The organism is Lederbergia panacisoli, assembly GCF_024626525.1.
GTDB classification, from domain to species: domain Bacteria; phylum Bacillota; class Bacilli; order Bacillales; family Bacillaceae_C; genus Lederbergia; species Lederbergia panacisoli.
This window is the reverse complement of sequence record NZ_JANJGU010000005.1, coordinates 24959-47575: the sequence shown is the minus strand read 5'-3', so window position 1 is coordinate 47575 and position 22617 is coordinate 24959. Positions and strand designations below refer to the sequence as shown.

Sequence of the window (22617 nt, the reverse complement as noted above, 5' to 3'; positions counted from 1 at the left end):
CGGAAATCATAAAATAGCGAAAGAATTTAATAATATTATTCTGCATTTTGGATGAGTCCCCAGCTTTTGGGAGAGATTTTTACAAAAAAAGGTGTTTCCGCAATATCCTCTCCATCTGCATGAACTCGTACAGGCTGTTCGAAACGAATGGCAATATCTTGTCCAGTGAATGAATCTACTTCTTTATATTTTAAATGACCGCCCCAAAATACTGTTATGAAGATAAAAAGAAGTTTCACCTTGGATAAATTATGGACTACCGTAATATTAAACTCGCCATCCCGTGGATCTGCAGAAGGTGCGATTTTCATTCCACCACCGAAATATTGCTGATTAGATACAGTGGTAAACCAAGTTTTTTCATAAATCTTCGTTTCCCCATCCACCACAAGTGTTAACGTATTTGGCCGATAACGAAATAGCTCTGTAATAATAAGGTAGACGTATACGAGCTTACCTAAGGAAATGTAATTGAGCCATCTTTTTACTTTAGAGCGATTTGCCTTCATGGAAAGCAAGGCATCAAATCCTGCCCCAACGCTATTTACAAAAAATCCACTTTCATCAAGATTCGTCTTATACATACCGGCATCAAATAAAGTAGATGGCGAATGCATATGCTTTACGATGAAATCGATGCTCTTCAGTGGATCAGTCGGGAGCCTGTACCCTCTCGCAAAATCATTTCCAGATCCTGCTGGGATGTAAGCAACCGTTACATGAGGAAAATGCATTATCCCATTCATCACTTCATGAATCGTCCCATCCCCACCGACCGCAACAATAAGAACCGGATTAGAATTTTTCATCGCTACCTTTTTGGCAATTTTAGCTCCATCCATTGTTTTTTCGGTAAAATAAACTTCATGGGGAATATCTGTTAATTGTTTTTTTAATTTCTTCCAAACCCGTAAGCTATATCCGTTTTTGGCGGCAGGATTCACGATAAAAATAAGTTCCCTTTGTTCATTCCTCTTCATTTTCTCTGTCCCATTCTGGCCTGCGAAAGGAGGTTGTCTGGCAATATTCCAGAAGAGCTTTCGCGCCTTTAATTTGCATCATTTTTATAGGAGAAGCTATAATTCTCATCCTTTGAAACCAGTCTTCATAAGAACGCTTATCTAATAAAAATAAATCCCCTGGCACTTCCGGAAAATCGATGAAACCATTTCTTGAAACAATCGCCTTACGAATCGGCAGTTCCACTTCGTATAATTGAAAAAGCTGGTTGACTATTTTTCCCATTCGATTCGCAGACATCGTAGGATTCAAAACTTTCGCTTCTTGATTCTGGAATTTTTTTATCCAAAAGTGCTCGTTTGATCCGATGTAAGCTGCATCATCTTCATTCTCCAAAAAAGCAAGACACCATATTTCGGTGGGAGTAAGCACTATAACCTCTGCTTCAACTGGTGCTTTTTTCAGTAGAAAAATAGGTTCATACAGTACTAGTAAATTATCCGGCAGTCGCTGCAAAAAATGTTGCAGCTTTTCATGTTCATAATATTCTTCATTCACAAATGATTTTTCTTGAATCGTTGAGCTCGCCCATTTAATTTGGAAACGTAGAAGTTGATCCAGAAATTCCTTTTTTAATTCTTCTTCTGTTTTTGCATTGGTAAAATTCAGGAAATTAAAGTCTTTGTCTTCATTATCAGGCTGAAGATCAAGCTGCTCTACATCTACTCTCGAAAATATATTCTTCACTTTTTTGAAGAAGCTTTGTCTTTCCTGAGACGCTATCGGTATTGAAATCTCTCTTTCATTATGAAACGAACCGGATTCCCAAGCCTCCTTTACCTTCTCCCACTGCTGCTTTTTCAAGCGAACGTATTGGGATGGGTACCGGGACAGATCCGTTTCATAGCGAGAAATATAATCTTGTAATTTGATGAGCTGGGCCATCGTAAGATCATCCTTTACTTAGGTCGCTAACAAAACTACTCTCTATTATAATATGTAATATAACGATTAGAAAGGACGTTTACCTAATCATTGTATGGCAACAAAGATATAAATTAAAAAGATGCATTTCTGTTGTGAAGAAGTGCATCTTTTTTATATTAGTCATTAGCCCATTTTTACTTCATCAAATTCATTACCACATGGAGTCGATTCGCTTATTTCCATTTCAACTTCTTCTTTACCATCTTGATGATAAAGTGGTTTGTAAAAATTACCAATTTTAGTCGCTGATATTCCTGTATAATGGCAAATAAATGATCTTCTAAATTTATCTTTTGAAACATTCGGATAAGATCCATGTATGACATTTCCATTAAAAAATAATACATCTCCTGGTTCAAGGATGGCAGGAATAGGTTCTAATCCTTCTGGAACGGTCACTTCTTCACGGGTAAATGATTTTTCAGGATCTGCTTCATGTGGACACTGCAGCTCGGAATATTGTGAATTAGGAACTACATAGAGACCACCATTTTCTTCATTTGAAGAATCAACCGCTGTCCATGCTGCTATGCAAGTGCCTGGCTCCACTTTTAGATAAAAATTATCTTGATGAAGCGCCTGCCCTTTTGCCCCTGGAGGCTTAAAATAAAACATGCTTTGTGCCGCAAGCGGCTCCTCTCCCAGAAGATTCGTGAGTACTTCAAAAACTCTTGTATCTAGCATATAATCCATCGAGAGTTGGTCAACCTTATGTGGATGCATGATTCTCGGATACATTTTTAGCACATCCCCATTTGCCTCTTCCATAGATTTAGGTGAAAAATGTCCCGGGATTGGTCCATTTTTATGGATGTTCATGAAATGTTCTTTTAATCGCTCCGTTTCTTCCCAGGTAAAAAGGGATTTCACAATTAAGTAACCTTCTTTATCAAAAAATTCCTTTTGCATATTAGAGGTATCTTCAGTAATCAATCGGTTTCCACTCCTTTTTGTTCGAATATTATCTATAATTAAATAATAAAGGGTTTTTATACAAAAGGCACCCCTTTTTATGGATTAAATCCCAGCATGTTTCGCAAACAGGTTTACTGAGCAAACAAAAAGCACCAGATTGATTAAACGAGGTGCTTTTCATCATGCTATTTAAAGGAGTGTGTTAATCGAGTCGAAACGACTCTACTTTTTCATATTTAGGTGTTTTTTCAGGATGTGTATGATAAAGAACAACCTCATCTGCACTAAATTTGAAATCATTCGGTAGCTTCTCAGAGTATTGTTGGAAATACGCAGTAGAAAAAGGTTCTTCATTATTCCATTTTCTTGCTAACGTAATATGTGGTTTAAACGGTCGTGTTTCAAGTTGAAATCCAGGTTGTATACAGCTGTCATAAACTTTTGAACGGAGACTATGTAGATTTTCCGAGTGACTGACCCCAGCCCATAATATTCTCGGTGCTTTTGGACTACCGAAAATACCTGTGTTAGTTTGGATTAATTGAAATGATCGAAACTCCTTAATTCCTTTTTCGATAAACCGTACGGATTCCGCCAATTTTGTTTGATCTGCATGACCAAGAAACGCAAGTGTAATATGGTAATCTTCATGATGAACCCATTTTTTAAAAGGAAATTCCTTATTTATTTGTTCACTTACTTTTAATAAATATTGCTTTACTTCATCCGGGAGCGCTAGGGCGTAAAAATAATGTCCCGTCATTATCTCACTTCCTTTTTATCATTATTATAACCTTTAAAACGTAAGTTCATCGCTTGTATAGAAATTGAAATGCTTGAACGAGAATTGATTGCGATGGAAAGGCATTGAATGTGCACGAACGGGAATTAATTGCGCTTGAGCGGGAATTGAACTCGATTGAACGAGAATTGATCGCACTCGAAATGATTGGACATGCCTGAACGGGAATGAAACATCTGAACGGGAATTGTACTCACTTGAACGAGAATTGGTCGCCCTTGAACGGGAATAGAACTCACTATAACGAGAATTGGACACGCCCGAACTGGAATTGACCTCAACCAAACGACTATAGAGCTACAAAAAAGGATGGCACCTCTTTAATGTAAAGCCGCCTCCACCAAAAAAATCGGCAATTCCCATATTTCCGGGGATTGCCGATTTTTAATATTTATAATGTATGAGCTTTTTTCACAGACTCGAATTCCTGGACAAATAATGTTTGGAGTTTTCTTGTAAGTTCTCCAGGCTTGCCGTCGCCAACTTCTTTTCCAGCTAATTTTACAACAGGCATTACTTCAGAAGTTGTACTTGTTACGAAAATTTCGTCAGCATTTTGTAATTCATCTAATGTAAATGCTTCTTGTTTAAAAGGAATATTATTTTTTTCACACAAACGGGCAACGACCTGGCGTGTAATTCCATTTAAAATTAGGTTTGTAGCTGGATGGGTTTTTATTTTTCCATCTGTGACAATGTAAGCATTCGAAGCGGATCCCTCTGTAACGAGCCCATCACGGTGAAGAATTGCTTCATAACACCCTTGTTCTGTTGCTGCTTGCTTTGCCAATAAATTTGGGAGAAGATTTAAGCTTTTAATGTCGCAGCGGAGCCAGCGAATATCGTCGGCAATCAATGCGGCAACACCATTTTCCAATGATTCAACAGGTCTTGCTACCTCTTTTGTGTAGGCAGTTAGGACTGGTTTCGTATCTTTGCCAGGAAAAATATGGTTTCTTGGCGATGCACCTCTAGTCAGCTGCATATAAAGAGAACCATCTTTTACTCTATTTTCTTGAATAAGTCGCAGAATTAATCCAAGCAACTCTTCTTTTTGAAATGGTACAGTAATCTGAATTTTTTCCGCACTGCTATAAAATCTCTCTAAATGCTCGTCACCAGTAAAAAGTACTCCATCGTATATGCGGATTACTTCGTATACACCATCTCCGAACTGGTAACCACGGTCTTCAATATCAATAGCTGCTTCTAATCTATCTATAATTTTATCGTCTACCATTACTTTTACCATTTTTTTCATCTCCCTATTTTTCACGTGCAAGCTCATAGATGGCTTGTGCATAAATGGCTGTAGCTTTTACTAAATCGTCTAGTTCCATATATTCATCCTTCTGATGGGCAACATCTGGGCGTCCAGGGAATAATGCCCCGAAAGCGACCCCTGATTTTAAGGATCTCGCATAAGTCCCCCCGCCTATTGCCATTAAAGAAGCAGGATCATGTGTTTGTATTTCATAAACATTTTTTAAAACTTGAATCAATTCACTATTTTCTGGGACATGATGTGGTTTTGAGTCTGAAAAATTGGCTACAGAAAATCCTTTTTCTTTTACAGTCTTTGTAAAGGTTTTAAGCCCTTCTTCCATATTAAAAGTTACAGGATAGCGCATCGTTAAACCGAATTTTCCGCCATCTTGTTCATTGTATGAAATGATGCCTACATTAATTGTCAGTTCACCGGAAATTTCATCTTTGTATTGAACTCCGAGGTTGCGTCCCCGCGAATCCCCAAAAAAGAAATCAACAGCAGCTGACACGAAGGACATTCCTTTTTTATCCAAATCCACGGTGGATAAAAAACTAGCCAGCAATAAACCAGCATTTTTTCCTTTATCCGGCTCGCTGCCGTGGGCAGAAACACCTTCAAGTTCAATGATGGAATAACCACTTTCCACATAATATTGTCCTTGTAAATCTTGACTGTTTAAAAAATCGTTATACGTTTGCATAAGTTCTGTATGATTTTCTTTCACATCGAGAACAGCTTTTGCTTTATCAGGTACCATGTTATAACGCAACCCCGATACGAATGACAAAAGTGAAATCGTAGAGGGTTGATCATTCGTTACTTGTCCGATTTGAACTAGATCGAAATCAGCGATACCCTTTTCCGCATTAATGATAGGAAAATCTGCATCTGGTGCAAATCCCATATCAGGCATTTCTTCATGCTTAAAATAATGATCTACACAGCGCCACTTGCTTTCCTCATCCGTTCCGATAATCAACCGAACACGCTTTTCGAGAGGCAATTCCAATTCTTTAATGATTTTCATCGCATAATAAGCCGCCATTGTTGGCCCCTTATCATCAATTGCGCCTCTTGCAAAAATTTTACTATTCTTTATGATGCCTTCAAACGGATTGACAGACCAGCCATCCCCGGCAGGCACTACATCGACATGACCTAATACTCCAATCAACCCATCGCCAGACCCCATTTCCAGGTGACCTGCTACATTCCCTGTGTTTTTTGGTGTAAATCCGTCTTTTTCACCTAATTTCAACATGTAATCCAATGCTTGTTTTACATTTACTCCAAGAGGTGCATCTTCCGTAGCATGATTTTCATCCAAAACACTTTCAATTTTTAATAGACCTTGCAAATCAGTGATTAAGTCTTTTTTTCGTTTTTCAACTTCTTTTATCCAATTGATTGAACCCATGATCATACTCCCTTTCAAAGGCCCTTTCTTTGTTTGCCTTAACTAATCAACACTCTGTTTTATATTGTACCTCTTTTTTAACAATCAGAAAAAGAAAAAATGATTTCGAATCCATATATTTAAGAAAAATGAAAAAACGACCATAACGATGAACGGAATAAGAAGAAGAGTCGTCACAACTTTTTTTCCTTCAAAATAAGCTGCATCCTCTGCATATTTTTTTGTAAAAGAATGGCTGCCTATCACCTTGTGCCATACAGAACCGAGCCAGATGAGTAAAAATAAAGTTCCTAAAGATGCCATCGTTATTTTTAACCATATAGGCGGTAGTACTACCGTTGCAGCAGATGTCACACCCATTATTTTAAAGTATCCGAAAATATATTCTATATTCCTAGTTGTAGCCTTAATAAAAAGTTCAATAAAACCATTTTTAGGAGTTCGATTTTTAAATATCCGATTGGACCTCGAATATAGACGTGGACTTTTTCTAACTGGAACAGGCTTCGACATCTTTTCCATATCCATTGATAGCCCGAAAATGATTTCTATATATTTGTTTTTTTCATGTTCACCAATTGCCAAATCCTGCTCGAAAGTATGTACAGATTTAAAGCGTGGCCTTACAAGCCAGATGGAAACAATTGTATTGAAAAAAATAAATGCAATAATTAATAGTATATTTTCACTAATGAATGCTTTATAACACCCTATCCAAAAAAGGACTGCTCCAAGAAATAGAGGAATCCCTCTTACCAGACTTCTCCATCCTCTTAACTCAACATCCAATCTCCCTCTAACGGCCATAATCAGCCATTTCAATGAGACCCACAGCGCGGCGAATAATATAATCTGCCCCAAAGGTAAATGAAAATGCTTTAACCATAGAGGCGCTATGATTATACAGAGTGTTGCGGAGGACAAAATTTGAAATGCATACGAATATAAAATGCCTCCTCGCTTCATTCCAAGGAAAAGTCTTTCCTTTTTCTTAAAGAAGATTTGATCTGCCTCACGTACATAAGTTAAAAAATGGTCACCCCATAAAAAAAAGAAAAAAAGGACAAAGATTATAGGAAAAGGTAAAATTTTCATCCAATCCGGAATTTGAATCCACCAAGATCGATATACAAAAAATGAAATGACAGCTGCAGGAATGACTAAATAAACGAGGACTGTCCAATCAACAACTCTTTTCACAACTGAAAACTGTTGCTTCCAATTTTGACTAATTCTTTTAAACAATAGCTGTCTACTATTCATTTACGTCATCCTCAATGGTAATACAAGAATAAAGACTCCCATCCTCTGCCCCGCATTCTTCTAACACTTTTTCCAAAGACCCCGTCGCTTTCATCGTTCCTTTTTCGATAATGATGAAAGAATCACATATTCGCTGCGCGGTATCTAAAATATGTGTACACATAAGAATGCCCGTCCCTTTCGCACGTTCCTCCTCTAGCATATTCAATAATAGTTTTGTAGATCCCGGATCCAAGCCCATAAATGGTTCGTCAATAATCAATAATTCCGGTTCTGTAAATAACGCTAGAGCTATCATTCCCTTTTGCTGCATCCCTTTTGAAAAAGTTCCTGGAAATTCATGAATTCTATCGAATAATCGAAATTTTTTCAAGAGTTCCTTTGCATAGGCAAGTGAGGATTCATCTAGTTCCTCTACTGCTGCTACAAATTCGAAATGCTCCCATAATGTTAATTCCTGATAAAATATTGGTCTTTCAGGTATGTATGAATAATTGCTGCCATCTTTTCTCTTAATCTCTCCATTTAAAAAAGGAAGCTCGCCAAGGAAAGCTTTTATTGTCGTACTTTTCCCCGCACCATTTGAGCCGATCATGCCAGCTAATTCTGACCTTTTTATCGAAAAATGGATATCATGAATTGTTTCTACATTGGATTTATATCCGGCTTGCTTAATATTAACTTCTAATAAAGACATTTTTGTTCACACCTTATATGTAATTATCATTAATTTATACGGTTGTGCCGGACAGAAGGTTTCGACATTTTTCATGTATGAATGGATACTTTTGAAAAACCCTTTAAATTTTCGCACTAATGCGTTAAAATAGAACTGTCTGATTAGTTGCTTAATGACTTTTGGATAATCATTATTAGTGAAAAATATTTAAGGAGTTGTCTATACGGAAAAAAATAATAGCCCGTTCTGTCCGGGACATTAAGCCGACCGTACCATCTGCCAAGGAATTTAAGATGAGGGAGTGGTTTTTTGAAACCTTCGACGAACAGAATGCTAACCCGAATCAAAGCGATCTATTTGTACATTAAGGAAAATGGAACCGTTACGACACGGGAGCTTGCGGATGAATTTGGGAGCACTCCTCGCACCATTCAAAGGGATTTGAATGTGTTAGAATACAATGACCTAATTAGCAGCCCACATCGGGGAAAATGGACAACAACACAGAAAAAAGTAAAAATCACATCATAGCAAAAAATATAAACCGTTGTAGTGTTGTTTATCGAAACGTTTAACATTAAAAAGCCATCCGAAGGTGCGATTTCCATTTTATAAGGAGATCGTGTTAAAGGATGGCTGTTTATTTTTTATCGGTGTTCAAATTAAATAAGGGTATTTATCCCTCTAGCGTTTAGCCGTACGTAAATCTAGACACTAGTCAATGATTTTACATGGGTTGTGTCCCGATTCGGAACATTCATAAAAAAATTATCATTCACTAGGTACAAAGTCCCTTAACAACTGCACTTCTTCTTCGGTAAGTTCCCTGTACTCTCCATTTTCCAGTGTTTCATCCAGCTTAATTGGTCCCATTGAGATTCGCTTTAAAAAAATTACTTTTTTTCCAACCGCTTCAAACATTCTTTTTACTTGATGAAATTTTCCTTCAGTAATCGTTAATTCAATATCCGAATACTGACTGGATTTCAAAATTACTAATTTTCCTGGTTTTGTCTCATAGCCATCATCTAGTGTAACACCTTTGGCAAATGCCTCGATATCGACCTCAGTAACGGGGCTGTTGATGACGGCAAAATACGTTTTAGGAACATTTTTTTTCGGAGATAACAATTGATGTGCAAGCTTTCCATCATTTGTCAAAAATAATAAGCCTTCTGTATCTTTGTCAAGTCTGCCAACCGGAAATGGGTTAAAAATGGCTTCCTCTTCGTTCAATAAGTCTATGACTGTTTTATCTCTGTTATCTTCAGTTGCAGATATGACTCCAGCAGGTTTATTCATTAAGAGATAAATAAACTCACGATATTGAACTTCTTCTCCAAAAAGAAAAACAGAATCTGCGATTGGATCAACGTGAAATTTAGCATCTTTTACAGTCGTCCCATTCACTGTAACATTTCCATTTTTTAAAATCTTTTTTACTTCTTTTCTGCTTCCATATCCTATATTTGAAAGCAATTTATCGATTCGCATTGAACTCCCCCTTTTTATAAAAAGTTTTCTGGGCTGTTGCCCAAACATAATCTAGTTGGAATCATAGGCTAATGATGCAGGTGACTAATGAATGGAGTGATTACACACATGAAATTCCGACAACAAATGCAACCCCAGTTTCATGGAGAAATGCTTCCTCAACAATTCCCTGGCTCAGCTGGGAGCTCGGGATTGACCCAAAGAATAAGCCAATTAGAAAAAAGATTGCAACGCCTTGAACGTGAACATGAGCGGCTAAGTTCACGTCTAGGAAAACTAGAAGGCATGGGCGGCGGTATGACTGGATTTCCGGGGCAATCAGGTTTTCCGGGACAAACAGGGTTTCCTGGGCAATCTGGGTTTCCTGGGCAATCTGGGCTTCCTGGGCAATCTGGATTTCCGGGACAAAGTGGATTTCCTGGGCAAATGACCTCCCCTGGAATGGGCTTTTCTGGCCAAATGAATTTTCCCGGAGGGCGCCCTGGATACGAAGATTACTTCTAAGTAAATGAAGAACTGACTGAAATGGAAAGATTCCAAACGGTCAGTTCTTTTTTTCAGCATTTTCTTCAAGCAAACTTTTTTTAAATACTATTAATCCCTAATTTACGTTTTACCTTTTTTAACTTTTCCCCAAATAAGCGATCGGCCAATCCTGATTTAAGACCTAAATACCCATAAATCACTCCACCAATGGAAGCGCAGATGATGATGATTAAAATGGATTGAAACCTAGATTCCGTCGTTAAGAAATACGATAATCCTTCATATGCAAAATAAACTGGAACCACCATAAAGACGTTAAAAATAATAATTAATAGCGAGCGCCTAAAGATGAGCTTAAATGGATAACGAGCAAAGCTTCTGATTACAAATAAATTTATGATGATGGAAACAGTATACCCTAATGATGTTGCATATATGGCTCCTTCTGTTCCAAATGCTTTGATAAATGAAGTATTAAACGTTAATTTAATCAGTATTCCTGTTAATAAACTTAAAATGGTAAAACGTTGTTCATTGATACCTTGTAAAATGGCCGCCGTCACTGAGTAAAGTGCAAAAAGGATGGCTACCGGCGCATATGCTCGAAGCACCTCTCCACCGAAAGGATTGTATGTGAAAAATGCTGAATAAATCGGCTCCGCAAGTATAGACATACCTAGCGCAGCAGGCACCGTAATAAACAATAATACTTGTATCGTTTGATCAAGCTGACGAAACATGACTTTTCTGTCTTCATTTACGAACGCTTCTGTAACGAGGGGAACGAGTGTCATTGCGAAAGCTGTAGCAAGGGACACAGGAATGATGACAAGTTTATGAGTAGTTCCATTTAATGTCCCAAGAGCAATTAGGCTTTCCGCTGCTTTACCAGCTTGTTCCATTGCAGTCATAAAAGTGGCCTGATCGATAAATTGATAAAGTGGATTTGCAATACCAACCAAGACAAACGGAAACGCATAAACAATTATTTCTTTATACATATCTTTTAAAGAAATATGTAATGTTCCCTTATCGTGCTGCAATAATTCATCAAGCCCACGTTTACGTTTTTTCCAATACACTAATAGGACAATAAGACTTGCAATTCCCCCGATAAACGCTCCAAAGGTTGCAATACTAATAGCCGTTACGATACTTCCTTTTAATATGAAAACGACGATAAAACTTCCAGCAAGCAAAAAGATAATACGAGCAAGTTGCTCTATCACCGTTGACACAGCAGATGGGCCCATAGACTGATGTCCTTGGAAAAAACCGCGTATTAAACTCATTAATGGTATAACCAATAAGGCAAAGCTGACTGCCTTAATTACCTTAGCTACATCGGCAATAGAATATGTTGTCTTGACTCCTCGCAAAACTAGTTCCGCTAATGGTGTGGCTAATGCATACATAATCAGGAAAGAAATGACTCCCGTCGCGGTCATGACTAGCATACCAGAGCGAAATAATCTGCGTCCTACCTCATATTCCTCTAAAGCATTATACTTTGCAATATATTTAGAAACCGCTAACGGTACCCCTGCCGTTGCAATACTTATAAAAATCGTATAAGGCACGTACCCAAAGTTATATAATGCATATGGTCCTTCCCCACCGATAATTGCATAGAAAGGAATGACATATAGCAGTCCCAACACCTTTGACAAGATTGTTCCTAACGTTAAAATAAATGTTCCCCGTATTAATTTAGATGACATACATTCTCTAACTCTCCATTTTATATTTTATGTGAAAAAGATAATAAGTATATTTTACTACTGAATACGTACAACTTGCTATATTTGATTTACTTTCAGTTAAGCTCTATTGATAGTTTACAGTTATCGACGCTATTTGACAATGAACGCAACATGAACTGTTTGCTTTTCATCGAATCTAATTTTACAATTGTAACAGCAAATAACAAGGTGTTGAAAAGATTATGTATGATGTCATTGTAATTGGCGGGGGGCCTTCTGGATTGATGGCTGCCATTGGTGCAGCGGAGAATAAGGCGAAGGTACTTCTAATTGATAAAGGAAATAAATTAGGGCGGAAGCTTGCGATTTCGGGTGGTGGTCGCTGTAATGTTACGAACCGACTGCCGATTGATGAAATAATCCGCCATATACCTGGAAACGGGCGCTTCTTATATGGTGCGTTTTCAGTTTTCAATAATGAGGATATTATCAGCTTTTTTGAAAATCTAGGCATTGAACTAAAGGAAGAAGATCATGGAAGAATGTTTCCTGTTTCGAATCGGGCACAATCTGTTGTGGATGCACTTTTAAACCAATTGGAACAACTTCGTGTTGAAATAAAAGTTAATAGCCCTGTGAAAGAGATTTTATTTAAGGATCACCAAACAACCGGAATTGTTCTCGAAACTGGAGAGAAAATTTCAAGTAAATCTGTTGTCGTCGCTTCTGGTGGAAAGTCCGTTCCTCAAACGGGTTCAACGGGAGATGGCTTTCCTTGGGCCATTGCCGCTGGCCATACAATTTCAGAGCTATTTCCGACTGAAGTTCCTGTCACTTCATCGGAAAATTTTATAAAAGATAAAACATTGCAAGGATTATCGTTGCGAGATGTGGCTTTAAGTGTTCTGAATCCAAAAGGAAAACCGCTTATTACCCATCAAATGGATATGATTTTCACTCATTTCGGCATTTCGGGACCAGCTGTTCTTAGATGCAGCCAATTTGTTGTAAAAGCCCAGAAAAAGTGGAAGCTTGATGAGGTGACACTTGCTTTGGATGCTTTGCCAGAACGCCGGAAAGAGGATCTGTATAATGAATTAATAAAAGTTATTAAAGATGAGTCCAAAAAGACTGTAAAGAATGCCTTAAAAGGGATGTTGCCCGAGCGCTACTTATTATTTTTATTAGAACGAAGTGGAATCGATCCAGGGGCAATATGCTCTTCAATTTCTAGTGAAAAATTACGTACGTTTGTGGAAATGTGCAAACAATTCTCCTTTAGAGTTAATGGCACTTTGCCTCTTGAAAAAGCCTTCGTTACGGGTGGAGGTGTATCTGTAAAGGAAATTGAACCAAAAACAATGGCTTCAAAACTGATGCCCGGTCTTTATTTTTGTGGAGAGGTATTGGATATTTACGGATACACGGGTGGCTATAATATCACCTCCGCTTTAGTTACTGGAAGATTAGCCGGTACGAATGCTGCACTTTCAAGTAATTAAAAAATGATAGAAGCTGTCACAGTGTAGACAGCTTCTATCATTTAACATATAACACCATTGCACTAAAGCAATATACTTGTTCAGAACCAGCTTCTCCAATCGCCGCTACATTGTATTTAATGTCGATGATATCTCTTTCCTCTAAATCTACAAGAAAGTCATTCATTTCATCTTCAAGATCTTGCTCATGTTCACAATCGAATAATTTCACTTGAACCATCGCTCTCACCTTCCCGGGATTTTTAACTATTCTTCCCGAAAAAGAAACTTTTTATACAATTCAGAATTTATTCTAAGTGGCGATTAAAAAAACGTCTTAGCCCTTCTCCTAATATATTGAAAGTGAAAATTACATAGGCTAATGCAAGTGCTGGGAAAAATGGAATCCAAAATGCGGTAACAACGTCCTTTCTCGACTCTCGCATCATCGTTCCCCATTCGAGGCTTGTATTTACAATTTCGGTTACTCCATAACCTACCTGCACAAAATCTACTTTCATAAAAATTCCAAAAATCGCTAACTGCCCCATTAATAATGCAACTCTACCGACATCTAGGCAGAAGTTAGTTGCGATATCAGGTGCTAGATTAGATAAGTAATAGTTTTTTAGAAGATTTACTGGCTTCATCCCTAATGTAATCCCAGCGTCCATATATGGTTTTTTCGAAATTAAATAGGCTTGTTGTTGAATAATATAACTTACTCTCCCAACTTCTACGAGCGCAATCGTCAAGATCGCCCAATACATTCGATGCTCAGAAAAAACAAGAAATGGCATATTCAACATAATTATGGCTATAAAGATAATTGGAAGACTTGAAAAAAGTTTATGCCACCCATTTATTATCTTAGGCAAGATTCCTTTATTCTTATACCCTGATAATCCGAGCGGGATAGCGATGAGATACCTAAGAATCGTAATTCCAAAAATAAGAAGCATGGTTTCGCGGGCTCCCATTACAAGTAAGCTAAAAATATCTCTTCCATCGCGATCAGATCCTAACCATTGGCGTTCAGAAGGAGCAAAAGGCGCTTTTTGAAACTTCCCATTTTCAGGAAAATAAAGCCTTTCAGGCTCTAATTTAGTGTCTACAAATGGCATGTATGGTCCAATAAACATAACGGCCAATAGAAACGCTAGCAATATACTTCCTGTTATTAAATATTTATTTCTCATGAATCTCTCTCCCATTCTAGCTTTATACTTTTTCTAATAATAAAAGCAACGAGTTGGGAGAACATGACAAGCACGATAAAGCAAAGACCAGACCCGATAATAATTCCGGGCTCGTATTGTGGCCAACTAACCGTTCGCGCTACACCTATCGCTGTAAAAACACGGTAAGATATTCCTTGATAGCCAACTAAATATTCAGTAATAAGAAGGCTAGAAAGGATAAAAAGCATTAAAGGCGTAATATGCGTTAAAATTGTTTGCATACTATTGCGCATAATATGTTTATACAAAACTTTCTTATCGCTAAACCCTTTAGACTTCGCTACCTGAATATATAATTCCCCTTCTTCAGCTGCAATCGCTGCAAACGTAATACGTGCGATATACATCATTGGATAGAGAGAAACTAATACTCCAATCACTAAGAAATTATACCAGACAGAATGATTAAACATACGCAACGAAGGAACCATGAAAATCGTTAGCCAATGAACACATAGGATGATAAAAAAATCAGGAATCGATTGTAGGAACCAAGTGCTTCCATTTCCAAAAATTTTAAGTTTGCTATCTTTAACCCTATAGTCAAAAATACCTTTTAATATTCCAAACACAATACTAAAAAGGAAGGCAACCGCAATTACTTTTAAACTTTTTGGGAAATACCTCCTAATCTCTTCTTCTGCTGTAAGATCATATTGAGTCATTCCTAATGAATGATCATCTTTTAGAGAATGATAAAAATTCAGTAAATTGCTTTTATATTGATCCCAATGAAATTCATATTTAAGGATGGGCGTCATTGCCTTCCCATCAAAATCATAAACAGGATCACGTGGAAATAACACAATTAAGATAAGTAATAAAATAACTATTATGTATAAAGTTATAGATTTTAAAGCTTCTACCAAAGTAATAATGATAACCCCTCCTTTATCACAATAATAAAAGGCTATCTAGAAAGATTCAATCTATTTCTAGATAGCCTTTTGTAAAATATTAATCCTTTTGTTCAAGCGGTCCTTCCCATTCAAGCATTCCGCCCACCATATTACAAACATTAAAGCCTTGATTAATTAAATATTCACATACTCGGCCACTTCTGCCGCTAGATCTGCAAATAAAAATATATTCCTTATCTGGATCTAGTTTATCAAGGTTTTCGGGAATATCACCCATTTTGATATGAACTGCCGTTGGTATCATTCCTTCGGCAACTTCATCATCTTCTCTCACATCAATAAGGTTTAAGGTTTTCCCTGCTTCGAGTTGCTTTTGAACTTCCTCGGGAGTAATTGTTTTAAAAAGCTCCATTCTTTATCACCTTTCCATTGTATTAATTGGCAACAATATTTACTAATTTACCTGGGACGGCGATAATTTTTCTAACCGTTTTTCCTTCGATTATTTCTTTGATCTTTTCATCGCTCAATGCAACTTCTTCCAGTTCTTCGCGTGTCGCAATGCGTGAAATCATTAATTTTGAACGAACTTTGCCATTCAATTGAACAACGATTTCCACTTCATCGTCGACAAGCTTTGTTTCATCAAAAGATGGCCATGGTTCATATGCAAGTGTGCTTGTGTGCCCAAGCTTTTCCCATAATTCTTCTGAAATATGAGGAGCAATTGGGGAAAGCATTTTTACAAAGCCTTCAACATATTCTTTCGAAAGAACATCAGCTTTATATCCTTCATTGATAAATACCATTAATTGGGAAATGGCAGTATTGAAATGTAAACCTTCATAATCATTCGTTACTTTTTTCACTGTCTGATGATACACTTTCTCAAGATCTGGGCCAGCGCCATCCTTAACTTTTTCAGTAAGGGCACCATTTTCATCTATAAACAGTCTCCATACACGATCAAGGAAACGGCGAGATCCATCAAGACCTGTAGTGGACCAAGCAATTGAAGCGTCTAGAGGTCCCATAAACATTTCATATAAACGCAATGTGTCGGCACCGTGGCTTGCTACGATATCATCCGGGTTAACAACATTCCCTTTTGATTTACTCATTTTTTCATTGCCTTCACCAAGAATCATCCCTTGGTTAAATAGCTTTTGAAAAGGTTCTTTTGTAGGAACTACACCAATATCATACAAGAATTTATGCCAGAAACGTGCATAAAGCAAGTGTAGAACCGCATGCTCCGCTCCACCAATATAAATATCTATCGGAAGCCATTTTTTCAAAAGCTCCTCATCTGCAAGTGCTTTATCGTTATTCGGGTCGATGTAACGAAGATAATACCAGCAGCTTCCTGCCCATTGCGGCATTGTATTCGTTTCACGGCGTCCTTTTTTACCTGTTTCAGGGTCTTCTACATGAAGCCAATCTTCAATATTCGCAAGTGGCGATTCTCCCGTTCCCGATGGTTTAATGTGATCAGTTTCTGGAAGAATGACAGGAAGCTGGTCTTCAGAAACAGTTGTCATTGTTCCATCTTCCCAATGAATAATCGGTATCGGTTCACCCCAATAGCGCTGACGGCTGAATAGCCAATCTCTTAGGCGATAAGTGATTTTCTTTGTCCCTTTTCCTTCTCTTTCAAGCCAGTCAATCATGGCAGTAATCGCGTCTTCTTTGTTCATGCCGTCAAGGAAATCGGAATTTACATGTTTTCCATCACCAGTGTAAGCAGCTTCTTCGACATTTCCGCCTGCTACAACTTCAATAATTTCCAAACCGAATTTCATTGCAAACTCATAATCGCGTTCATCATGCCCTGGAACAGCCATAATAGCTCCTGTCCCATATGACATCAAGACGTAATCAGCGATCCAAATAGGAATTTTTTTACCATTCACTGGGTTTACCGCATATGCCCCTGTAAACACACCTGTTTTATCTTTTGCAAGATCTGTTCTTTCAAGATCACTTTTTGATTTGATTTGATCGATATATGCTTGAACCGCTGATTTCTGATCAGCTGAAGTAATTTGATCAACGAATGGATGCTCAGGTGCAAGGACTGCATAAGTCGCACCGAAAAGTGTGTCTGGACGAGTAGTAAAAACCGTGAACGTTTCCTCATATCCGTCAATACTAAAAATGACTTCTGCCCCTTCTGAACGACCAATCCAATTTCGCTGCATATCTTTAATACTTTCTGGCCAATCCAATTCTTCTAAATCATCAAGTAGGCGATCAGCGTATTTTGTAATCCTTAAAATCCATTGCTTCATGGGACGACGCTCGACTGGATGTCCTCCACGTTCACTTTTCCCATCTATGACTTCTTCATTTGCAAGCACTGTACCTAGAGCGGGACACCAGTTTACAGGCACCTCATCCACGTAGGCAAGCCCTTTTTCAAACAACTTTGTGAAAATCCATTGTGTCCATTTATAATAATTCGGGTCAGTCGTGTTGATTTCCCGATCCCAGTCATAAGAAAATCCCAGCTCTTTAATTTGCCTTTTAAATGTATCAATATTATGCTGTGTAAAATCAGCAGGGTTATTCCCTGTGTCCAGAGCGTATTGCTCAGCAGGTAGACCAAAAGCATCCCAGCCCATTGGATGAAGGACATTATATCCTTGCATTCTTTTCATTCTTGAAAGAATATCCGTTGCTGTATAACCTTCCGGGTGTCCGACATGAAGCCCCGCTCCAGATGGATACGGAAACATATCAAGAGCGTAAAACTTTTCACCCTCCCCATATGCATCTGTTTTAAATGTTTTATGATCTTCCCAATATTTTTGCCATTTTTGTTCAATTTCTTTGTGGTTGAAACTCATGTTCGTTCCTCCTAATTTAGAAAAGCGTATGCGCCTGCTCATCGACGTATAAACTTCAGGGCCTAAGACTTGCGATAAAGGAAACACGACGAGGGACGAGTTAGTGAAATTGGCACCTCAAATTTCACCCGATGTTGACTTACGCAAAAGAAAAGGCCAAGAAGTTTACTAGTCGATAGGCGATGAAGCTAGACAATTTTAAATAAACAAAAAACCCCTCATCCCAGAAAAAATAATTTCTTGGGACGAGAGGTTGAATTCTCCCGCGGTACCACCCACATTAGTGTTAGTAACACTCACTTCATTCATCCTTAACGCGGAATACGGCATGAATTACTAAGATTTTCGGCAATTTCAGCAAATTGCTTCCACTCAAAATCCGTTTACACATGCAACTCGAAAGGTGAGTTCGTGATTCTCCCCGATTGGCTTGCACCCTCCGCCAACTCTCTGAACGGGCTTTTTAATCATTACTGATCCTTCGTTAACGTTTTAATTATGCTATTCATGATATTACCAATTGTAATGAATATTATACATACTTGCAACAAAAAATCAAAAGTTCGTGCAATTAGGTAGTGGCATTATTTCCTTTTTTCATTACTTTTAGTGGTCGGTCATATATATACGTGAGAATAAGAGCTGCGACAAGGAGGGCAATCAAATAATAGAAAAGTGAATTCATCCCATTTAAATCAACAATCAGTCCTCCAAGCACAGGACCAATCATCCTGCCTCCAGTGGCGGTGCTATTTACAATCCCTTGATAAAAGCCTTCTCTCCCTTTCGGTGCCAATTTATCAGCGACTGTCGGTACGATTGGCCATACAAGCATCTCTCCAACGGTTAAAATAATCATGGCAGCGAGGAATCCTTTAAATTCATTGACTGCACCTGCTATAACAAATGAAATAATAAAAATAACAAATCCTACGATCATTTGTCCTTTTAGTTTTTCTCCATATTTTCGCAGCGCTCTTTGAAGAAAAGGCTGTGCTATGACAATCAATGCACCGTTCACTGTCCAAAGTAAGCTATATTGTTTTAAAGTAATATTGATTTCCAGTGTGTAAGCCGCAATCGTAGATTGCCATTGAACATAACAAACCCACCCCAATAAATAGGCGGAACATAATATGATAAGTGCGTAAAACTTATTTTTGCTTATTAATGTCTTTCGCTCTTGCAATACATTCGTTTGAACTAACTGGTTTCCAGCCAAATTTTTATATCCAAAAAGAGCTAAAAATAAAAAAATGACGTACATAAATAAATTTGCTAAAAATATATAGTCAAAGGAATAAAATGCGACAAACCCTCCCAAAGCAGAGCCAATCGCAACTCCGGCATTTTGAGCAACATACACTGCGTTAAAAGCCTTCCTGCCCCCTTCTTTCCAAACAGCTCCCGCCATTGCAAACATGGATGGAAATACAATGCCTCCTCCGAAACCGATTAAAACTAAGAAATAGACATAATGTGGCCACCCGTGCCAAAATGTTAATCCGGTTAACGAAATGACTGAAATAATAATTCCAAGCAATATAGAACGGTAACCACCGATTTTATCGTAAAGCATTCCACCTACTAAATTTCCTACTACACTTGCCGCGGAATTCAACATTAATACTAATCCTGCTACGGATAACGATTTCCCTAAATGATCGTGTATATAAATGGCATTGAGAGGCCATAAAAAAGAAGATCCGGTCACATTTACGAGCATCCCTATGACTAACAGCCATAATGCTTTTGGCATGTTTGCCAGCACCCTTTCCACGCTAATATTTCGTGTACCAAAGCAATTCTATTCTTTTATGTAGATGCTGGCAAGTGGAGTAAAGATTTAAATAAATTCAGTAATTTGGAGGAAGTTGAAAGATCTGGCATCTAGAAGAGCCAGATCTTTCTTAATTAATGCCAAGTACTATACAACGGATGATCATGGTTTTGGAGAATCATTTTGTTTTGCAGTTGCTGTACTTTTAAGCGAATTCGATGCAATTGTTCCCGCTGCTGAGCATTGGAGCTATCCGTTAATTTTTCAAGCTCCTGGACGGCATTTTCCAATCCTTGCTGGGCTTCACTGAATTCTACATCATAATAATGTTCCTGTTTATTCGCTTCAGTGAACTGCCCGTTCGCGAAAAGAATTGCGGACTCACAACGATTAATACAGTCTTCAATCGATTGCCTAGTTGCCACTAACAATCCTCTCCTTTCAACCTGTCCCTTTGAAAAAGGGTCTTGTTTAGTTTGTTCTCATCCACCTACAGTTATGTTACAATTTTTTGTATGTTCAGTAAGGAGTTGGATATAGTGTCTTTAGAAAATATTCTTTCATTTGCACGATCATTGCTTGAAAAAGTCGTAAAGCCTGGTGATATCGTAATAGATGCGACGATTGGAAATGGACATGATACTTATTTTTTAGCAAAGCTTGTAGAGGATACTGGCCACGTATACGGATTTGATATCCAAGAAAATGCATTACATGAAACAAAAAAATTACTTTCTTCAAAAAAATTACTGCACCGTGCCACCCTTTTTCATACAGGACATGAACATGTATTAGATGTCATTCCTGGAGATGAACATCGCCATATCAAAACTGCCATTTTTAATTTAGGTTATTTACCAAAAGGTGATAAATCCGTCATTACTAAACCTGAAACGACCATCATTGCTGTTCATAAACTTTTGGAAAATATGGCATCAGGTGGTGTTATAATCCTTGTTGTCTACTATGGACATGAGGGAGGAATAATCGAACGTGATGCATTACTTCGCTACACTACAAGCCTGGATCAAAAAGAGTATCATGTCTTGAAATACTCTTTTATTAACCAAATTAATAATCCACCCTTTATCATCGCCATAGAAAAAAGAGGCAATCATTGAGAATGCCTCTTTTTTCTATCTCCAGCGCCTATCGACCAGCAAATTTCTTGGCTTTTCGCTTGCGAAGCCAACATCGACTCGTCCCTTGCAAATCTTAGACCGTTTAAAAACGTCATATCCTGTTGCAATGTCGGCGGACCTACATCATGTGGCCTTGTACGACGATAAGCAAAACACTTCTGCTTTTCCTTCTATTTTGCATCCGTCAAAAACCTACCTGAGCCGCTTACTACTTGTTGTATCCGCCTATACAGCCTTCCATTCCAATAAAAGAAATAACTTGTGACGCCGCCGCGTTTCATTATTTTTTTGGCGAGTGTTCTGACGTCCTTTTGTTCATTTACTTTTGTATCGGATAAATAAACTCCGAGAAGACCGCGATTTATTAATTGATGGAATTTTTTATCGGGCAAATTTTTCGTATGCTTGTCCGCTTCATCTAAAAAGTGAATAAATCGATTAAGCATTTGGTCTTTGTTTTCGTAATAAAAACAAAAATTCAAGTCTCCACCAGCCCGGTCTTCATCTTGGTCAATAAAATAATCGAGTAAAATATGAAGCCCTTGTATATAAGGAAAATATCCTTCCCGGATCATCTCTGCATGCTTTTCCTCAAAATCATTCCTTAATGCATACGATATTAAGCAAAAAATTCCAAGGGTTGATCCGGAACAAGCGGAAAATTCATGCCAGCCCATCTCCGGCAATAAATCCTTGTATCCGGCAAACCATTCCTTTAAACGGACTTCACGTTCTTCCAATCTAACATGTTTATGTATTTGCAAATCACAATAATACTGACATAGCTCGAGAAGAAATGGCTTTACAGCATTATAATGAGGTACTGTGGCTAAAACGTTTTGACACGTTTGAACAAGCTCCGTTAAATAGCCGCCATCTTCCCTCTCCGCTCGAAAACGATAATATTGTTTTGGCTTTTCACCAACCGTCAAAGCATCCTTCATCGATTCATGCAATGCTGCAAAATCTTTTGGGTCAAGAGATGTACTACGATCACAGAGATTGTCTAAATAGTCGCTAATCGTCTGGTACGCAACAATAAACTTAACCGCTGATTTCTTCCCTTCATGAGCCGTTAGTGCCATTATGGCGCCACCCTCACAATGAAAAATTTTATGCTCAATACTAGCAAGTGCCTGCTTCCTTAATTCCCCATCAGGGATAGCAGCTGCCCGCTCTTTCCAATATGCTAATTCAGAATGAACGGCCGGCATTATTTTTCTATAAACTTGATTCATTAATGCTATTGGATGCGATGGCAACGTCATCTTCCAATCACCTCATTATT

22 protein-coding genes and 1 other annotated feature are annotated in these 22617 nt (G+C 38.0%); of the genes, 4 read left to right on the top strand and 18 right to left on the bottom strand.

Annotated elements, in window-relative coordinates:
• Nucleotides 1-35: 35 nt before the first annotated feature.
• The 8 genes from NQ185_RS09165 to NQ185_RS09130 form a co-directional block, all read right to left on the bottom strand.
• On the bottom strand, nt 36-980 hold the full coding sequence (locus NQ185_RS09165) for a diacylglycerol/lipid kinase family protein (protein ID WP_257581356.1): 945 nt from the start codon (nt 978-980) through the stop codon (nt 36-38).
• On the bottom strand, nt 967-1905 hold the full coding sequence (locus NQ185_RS09160; protein ID WP_257581355.1) for an NERD domain-containing protein: 939 nt from the start codon (nt 1903-1905) through the stop codon (nt 967-969). Before NQ185_RS09160 ends, NQ185_RS09165 begins: the two co-directional genes overlap by 14 nt.
• Before the next feature lie 165 nt (nt 1906-2070).
• Nucleotides 2071-2880: a phytanoyl-CoA dioxygenase family protein gene (locus NQ185_RS09155; RefSeq protein WP_307000567.1), complete on the bottom strand. Its 810-nt coding sequence runs from the start codon at nt 2878-2880 to the stop codon at nt 2071-2073.
• Nucleotides 2881-3064: 184 nt separating this feature from the next.
• A complete protein-coding gene (gene thpR, locus NQ185_RS09150) occupies nt 3065-3625 on the bottom strand; it encodes an RNA 2',3'-cyclic phosphodiesterase (RefSeq protein WP_257581354.1) in 561 nt (186 codons plus the stop codon).
• Between the two features lie 430 nt (nt 3626-4055).
• Nucleotides 4056-4916 carry a D-amino-acid transaminase gene (gene dat / locus NQ185_RS09145; RefSeq protein ID WP_257581353.1) on the bottom strand — a complete coding sequence of 287 codons (861 nt, stop codon included), beginning with the start codon at nt 4914-4916 and terminating at the stop codon, nt 4056-4058.
• A 13-nt stretch (nt 4917-4929) separates the two neighbouring features.
• The gene (gene pepV, locus NQ185_RS09140) at nt 4930-6351 is read right to left on the bottom strand and encodes a dipeptidase PepV (protein ID WP_257581352.1); all 1422 of its coding nucleotides are present in this window, start codon (nt 6349-6351) and stop codon (nt 4930-4932) included.
• A gap of 84 nt (nt 6352-6435) precedes the next feature.
• Nucleotides 6436-7614 carry an ABC transporter permease gene (locus tag NQ185_RS09135; RefSeq protein WP_257581351.1) on the bottom strand — a complete coding sequence of 393 codons (1179 nt, stop codon included), beginning with the start codon at nt 7612-7614 and terminating at the stop codon, nt 6436-6438.
• A complete protein-coding gene (locus tag NQ185_RS09130; RefSeq protein WP_257581350.1) occupies nt 7607-8311 on the bottom strand; it encodes an ABC transporter ATP-binding protein in 705 nt (234 codons plus the stop codon). Before NQ185_RS09130 ends, NQ185_RS09135 begins: the two co-directional genes overlap by 8 nt.
• A 291-nt stretch (nt 8312-8602) precedes the next feature.
• Between NQ185_RS09130 and NQ185_RS09125 the strand changes: the two genes are divergently transcribed.
• Nucleotides 8603-8824: a DeoR family transcriptional regulator gene (locus NQ185_RS09125; RefSeq protein ID WP_257581349.1), complete on the top strand. Its 222-nt coding sequence runs from the start codon at nt 8603-8605 to the stop codon at nt 8822-8824.
• Nucleotides 8825-9064: 240 nt separating this feature from the next.
• Here NQ185_RS09125 and NQ185_RS09120 read toward each other — a convergent pair whose 3' ends face one another.
• Complete coding sequence (locus tag NQ185_RS09120; protein WP_257581348.1) at nt 9065-9787, bottom strand: pseudouridine synthase; 723 nt, start codon at nt 9785-9787, stop codon at nt 9065-9067.
• A 108-nt stretch (nt 9788-9895) separates the two neighbouring features.
• Between NQ185_RS09120 and NQ185_RS20145 the strand changes: the two genes are divergently transcribed.
• Nucleotides 9896-10291: a hypothetical protein gene (locus NQ185_RS20145; RefSeq protein ID WP_307000561.1), complete on the top strand. Its 396-nt coding sequence runs from the start codon at nt 9896-9898 to the stop codon at nt 10289-10291.
• A gap of 80 nt (nt 10292-10371) precedes the next feature.
• Here NQ185_RS20145 and NQ185_RS09110 read toward each other — a convergent pair whose 3' ends face one another.
• Complete coding sequence (locus NQ185_RS09110) at nt 10372-11994, bottom strand: putative polysaccharide biosynthesis protein (protein ID WP_257581347.1); 1623 nt, start codon at nt 11992-11994, stop codon at nt 10372-10374.
• 221 nt (nt 11995-12215) lie between these two features.
• Here NQ185_RS09110 and NQ185_RS09105 point away from each other — a divergent pair, with 221 nt between their 5' ends.
• Nucleotides 12216-13478: a BaiN/RdsA family NAD(P)/FAD-dependent oxidoreductase gene (locus NQ185_RS09105; RefSeq protein WP_257581542.1), complete on the top strand. Its 1263-nt coding sequence runs from the start codon at nt 12216-12218 to the stop codon at nt 13476-13478.
• A gap of 37 nt (nt 13479-13515) precedes the next feature.
• Here the strand turns inward: NQ185_RS09105 and NQ185_RS09100 are convergent, their stop codons facing one another.
• The 7 genes from NQ185_RS09100 to NQ185_RS09070 form a co-directional block, all read right to left on the bottom strand.
• Nucleotides 13516-13698: a sporulation protein Cse60 gene (locus NQ185_RS09100; protein ID WP_257581346.1), complete on the bottom strand. Its 183-nt coding sequence runs from the start codon at nt 13696-13698 to the stop codon at nt 13516-13518.
• Nucleotides 13699-13765: 67 nt separating this feature from the next.
• The gene (locus NQ185_RS09095; protein ID WP_257581345.1) at nt 13766-14656 is read right to left on the bottom strand and encodes an ABC transporter permease; all 891 of its coding nucleotides are present in this window, start codon (nt 14654-14656) and stop codon (nt 13766-13768) included.
• The gene (locus NQ185_RS09090; RefSeq protein WP_257581344.1) at nt 14653-15567 is read right to left on the bottom strand and encodes an ABC transporter permease subunit; all 915 of its coding nucleotides are present in this window, start codon (nt 15565-15567) and stop codon (nt 14653-14655) included. Before NQ185_RS09090 ends, NQ185_RS09095 begins: the two co-directional genes overlap by 4 nt.
• Before the next feature lie 88 nt (nt 15568-15655).
• On the bottom strand, nt 15656-15970 hold the full coding sequence (locus NQ185_RS09085) for a rhodanese-like domain-containing protein (RefSeq protein WP_257581343.1): 315 nt from the start codon (nt 15968-15970) through the stop codon (nt 15656-15658).
• Nucleotides 15971-15992: 22 nt separating this feature from the next.
• Complete coding sequence (gene leuS / locus NQ185_RS09080) at nt 15993-18407, bottom strand: leucine--tRNA ligase (RefSeq protein ID WP_257581342.1); 2415 nt, start codon at nt 18405-18407, stop codon at nt 15993-15995.
• A gap of 238 nt (nt 18408-18645) precedes the next feature.
• Nucleotides 18646-18904 (bottom strand) — a binding site (T-box leader).
• A 74-nt stretch (nt 18905-18978) separates the two neighbouring features.
• The gene (locus NQ185_RS09075; protein ID WP_257581341.1) at nt 18979-20166 is read right to left on the bottom strand and encodes an MDR family MFS transporter; all 1188 of its coding nucleotides are present in this window, start codon (nt 20164-20166) and stop codon (nt 18979-18981) included.
• 155 nt (nt 20167-20321) lie between these two features.
• Complete coding sequence (locus NQ185_RS09070; RefSeq protein WP_257581340.1) at nt 20322-20612, bottom strand: YtzC family protein; 291 nt, start codon at nt 20610-20612, stop codon at nt 20322-20324.
• A 114-nt stretch (nt 20613-20726) separates the two neighbouring features.
• Here NQ185_RS09070 and mnmM point away from each other — a divergent pair, with 114 nt between their 5' ends.
• Nucleotides 20727-21308 (top strand): tRNA 5-(aminomethyl)-2-thiouridylate-methyltransferase MnmM, encoded by a 582-nt coding sequence (gene mnmM, locus NQ185_RS09065; RefSeq protein WP_257581339.1) that lies wholly within the window; start codon nt 20727-20729, stop codon nt 21306-21308.
• Between the two features lie 191 nt (nt 21309-21499).
• Here the strand turns inward: mnmM and tbcS are convergent, their stop codons facing one another.
• Complete coding sequence (gene tbcS, locus NQ185_RS09060; RefSeq protein WP_257581338.1) at nt 21500-22597, bottom strand: tetraprenyl-beta-curcumene synthase; 1098 nt, start codon at nt 22595-22597, stop codon at nt 21500-21502.
• Nucleotides 22598-22617 lie beyond the last annotated feature (20 nt).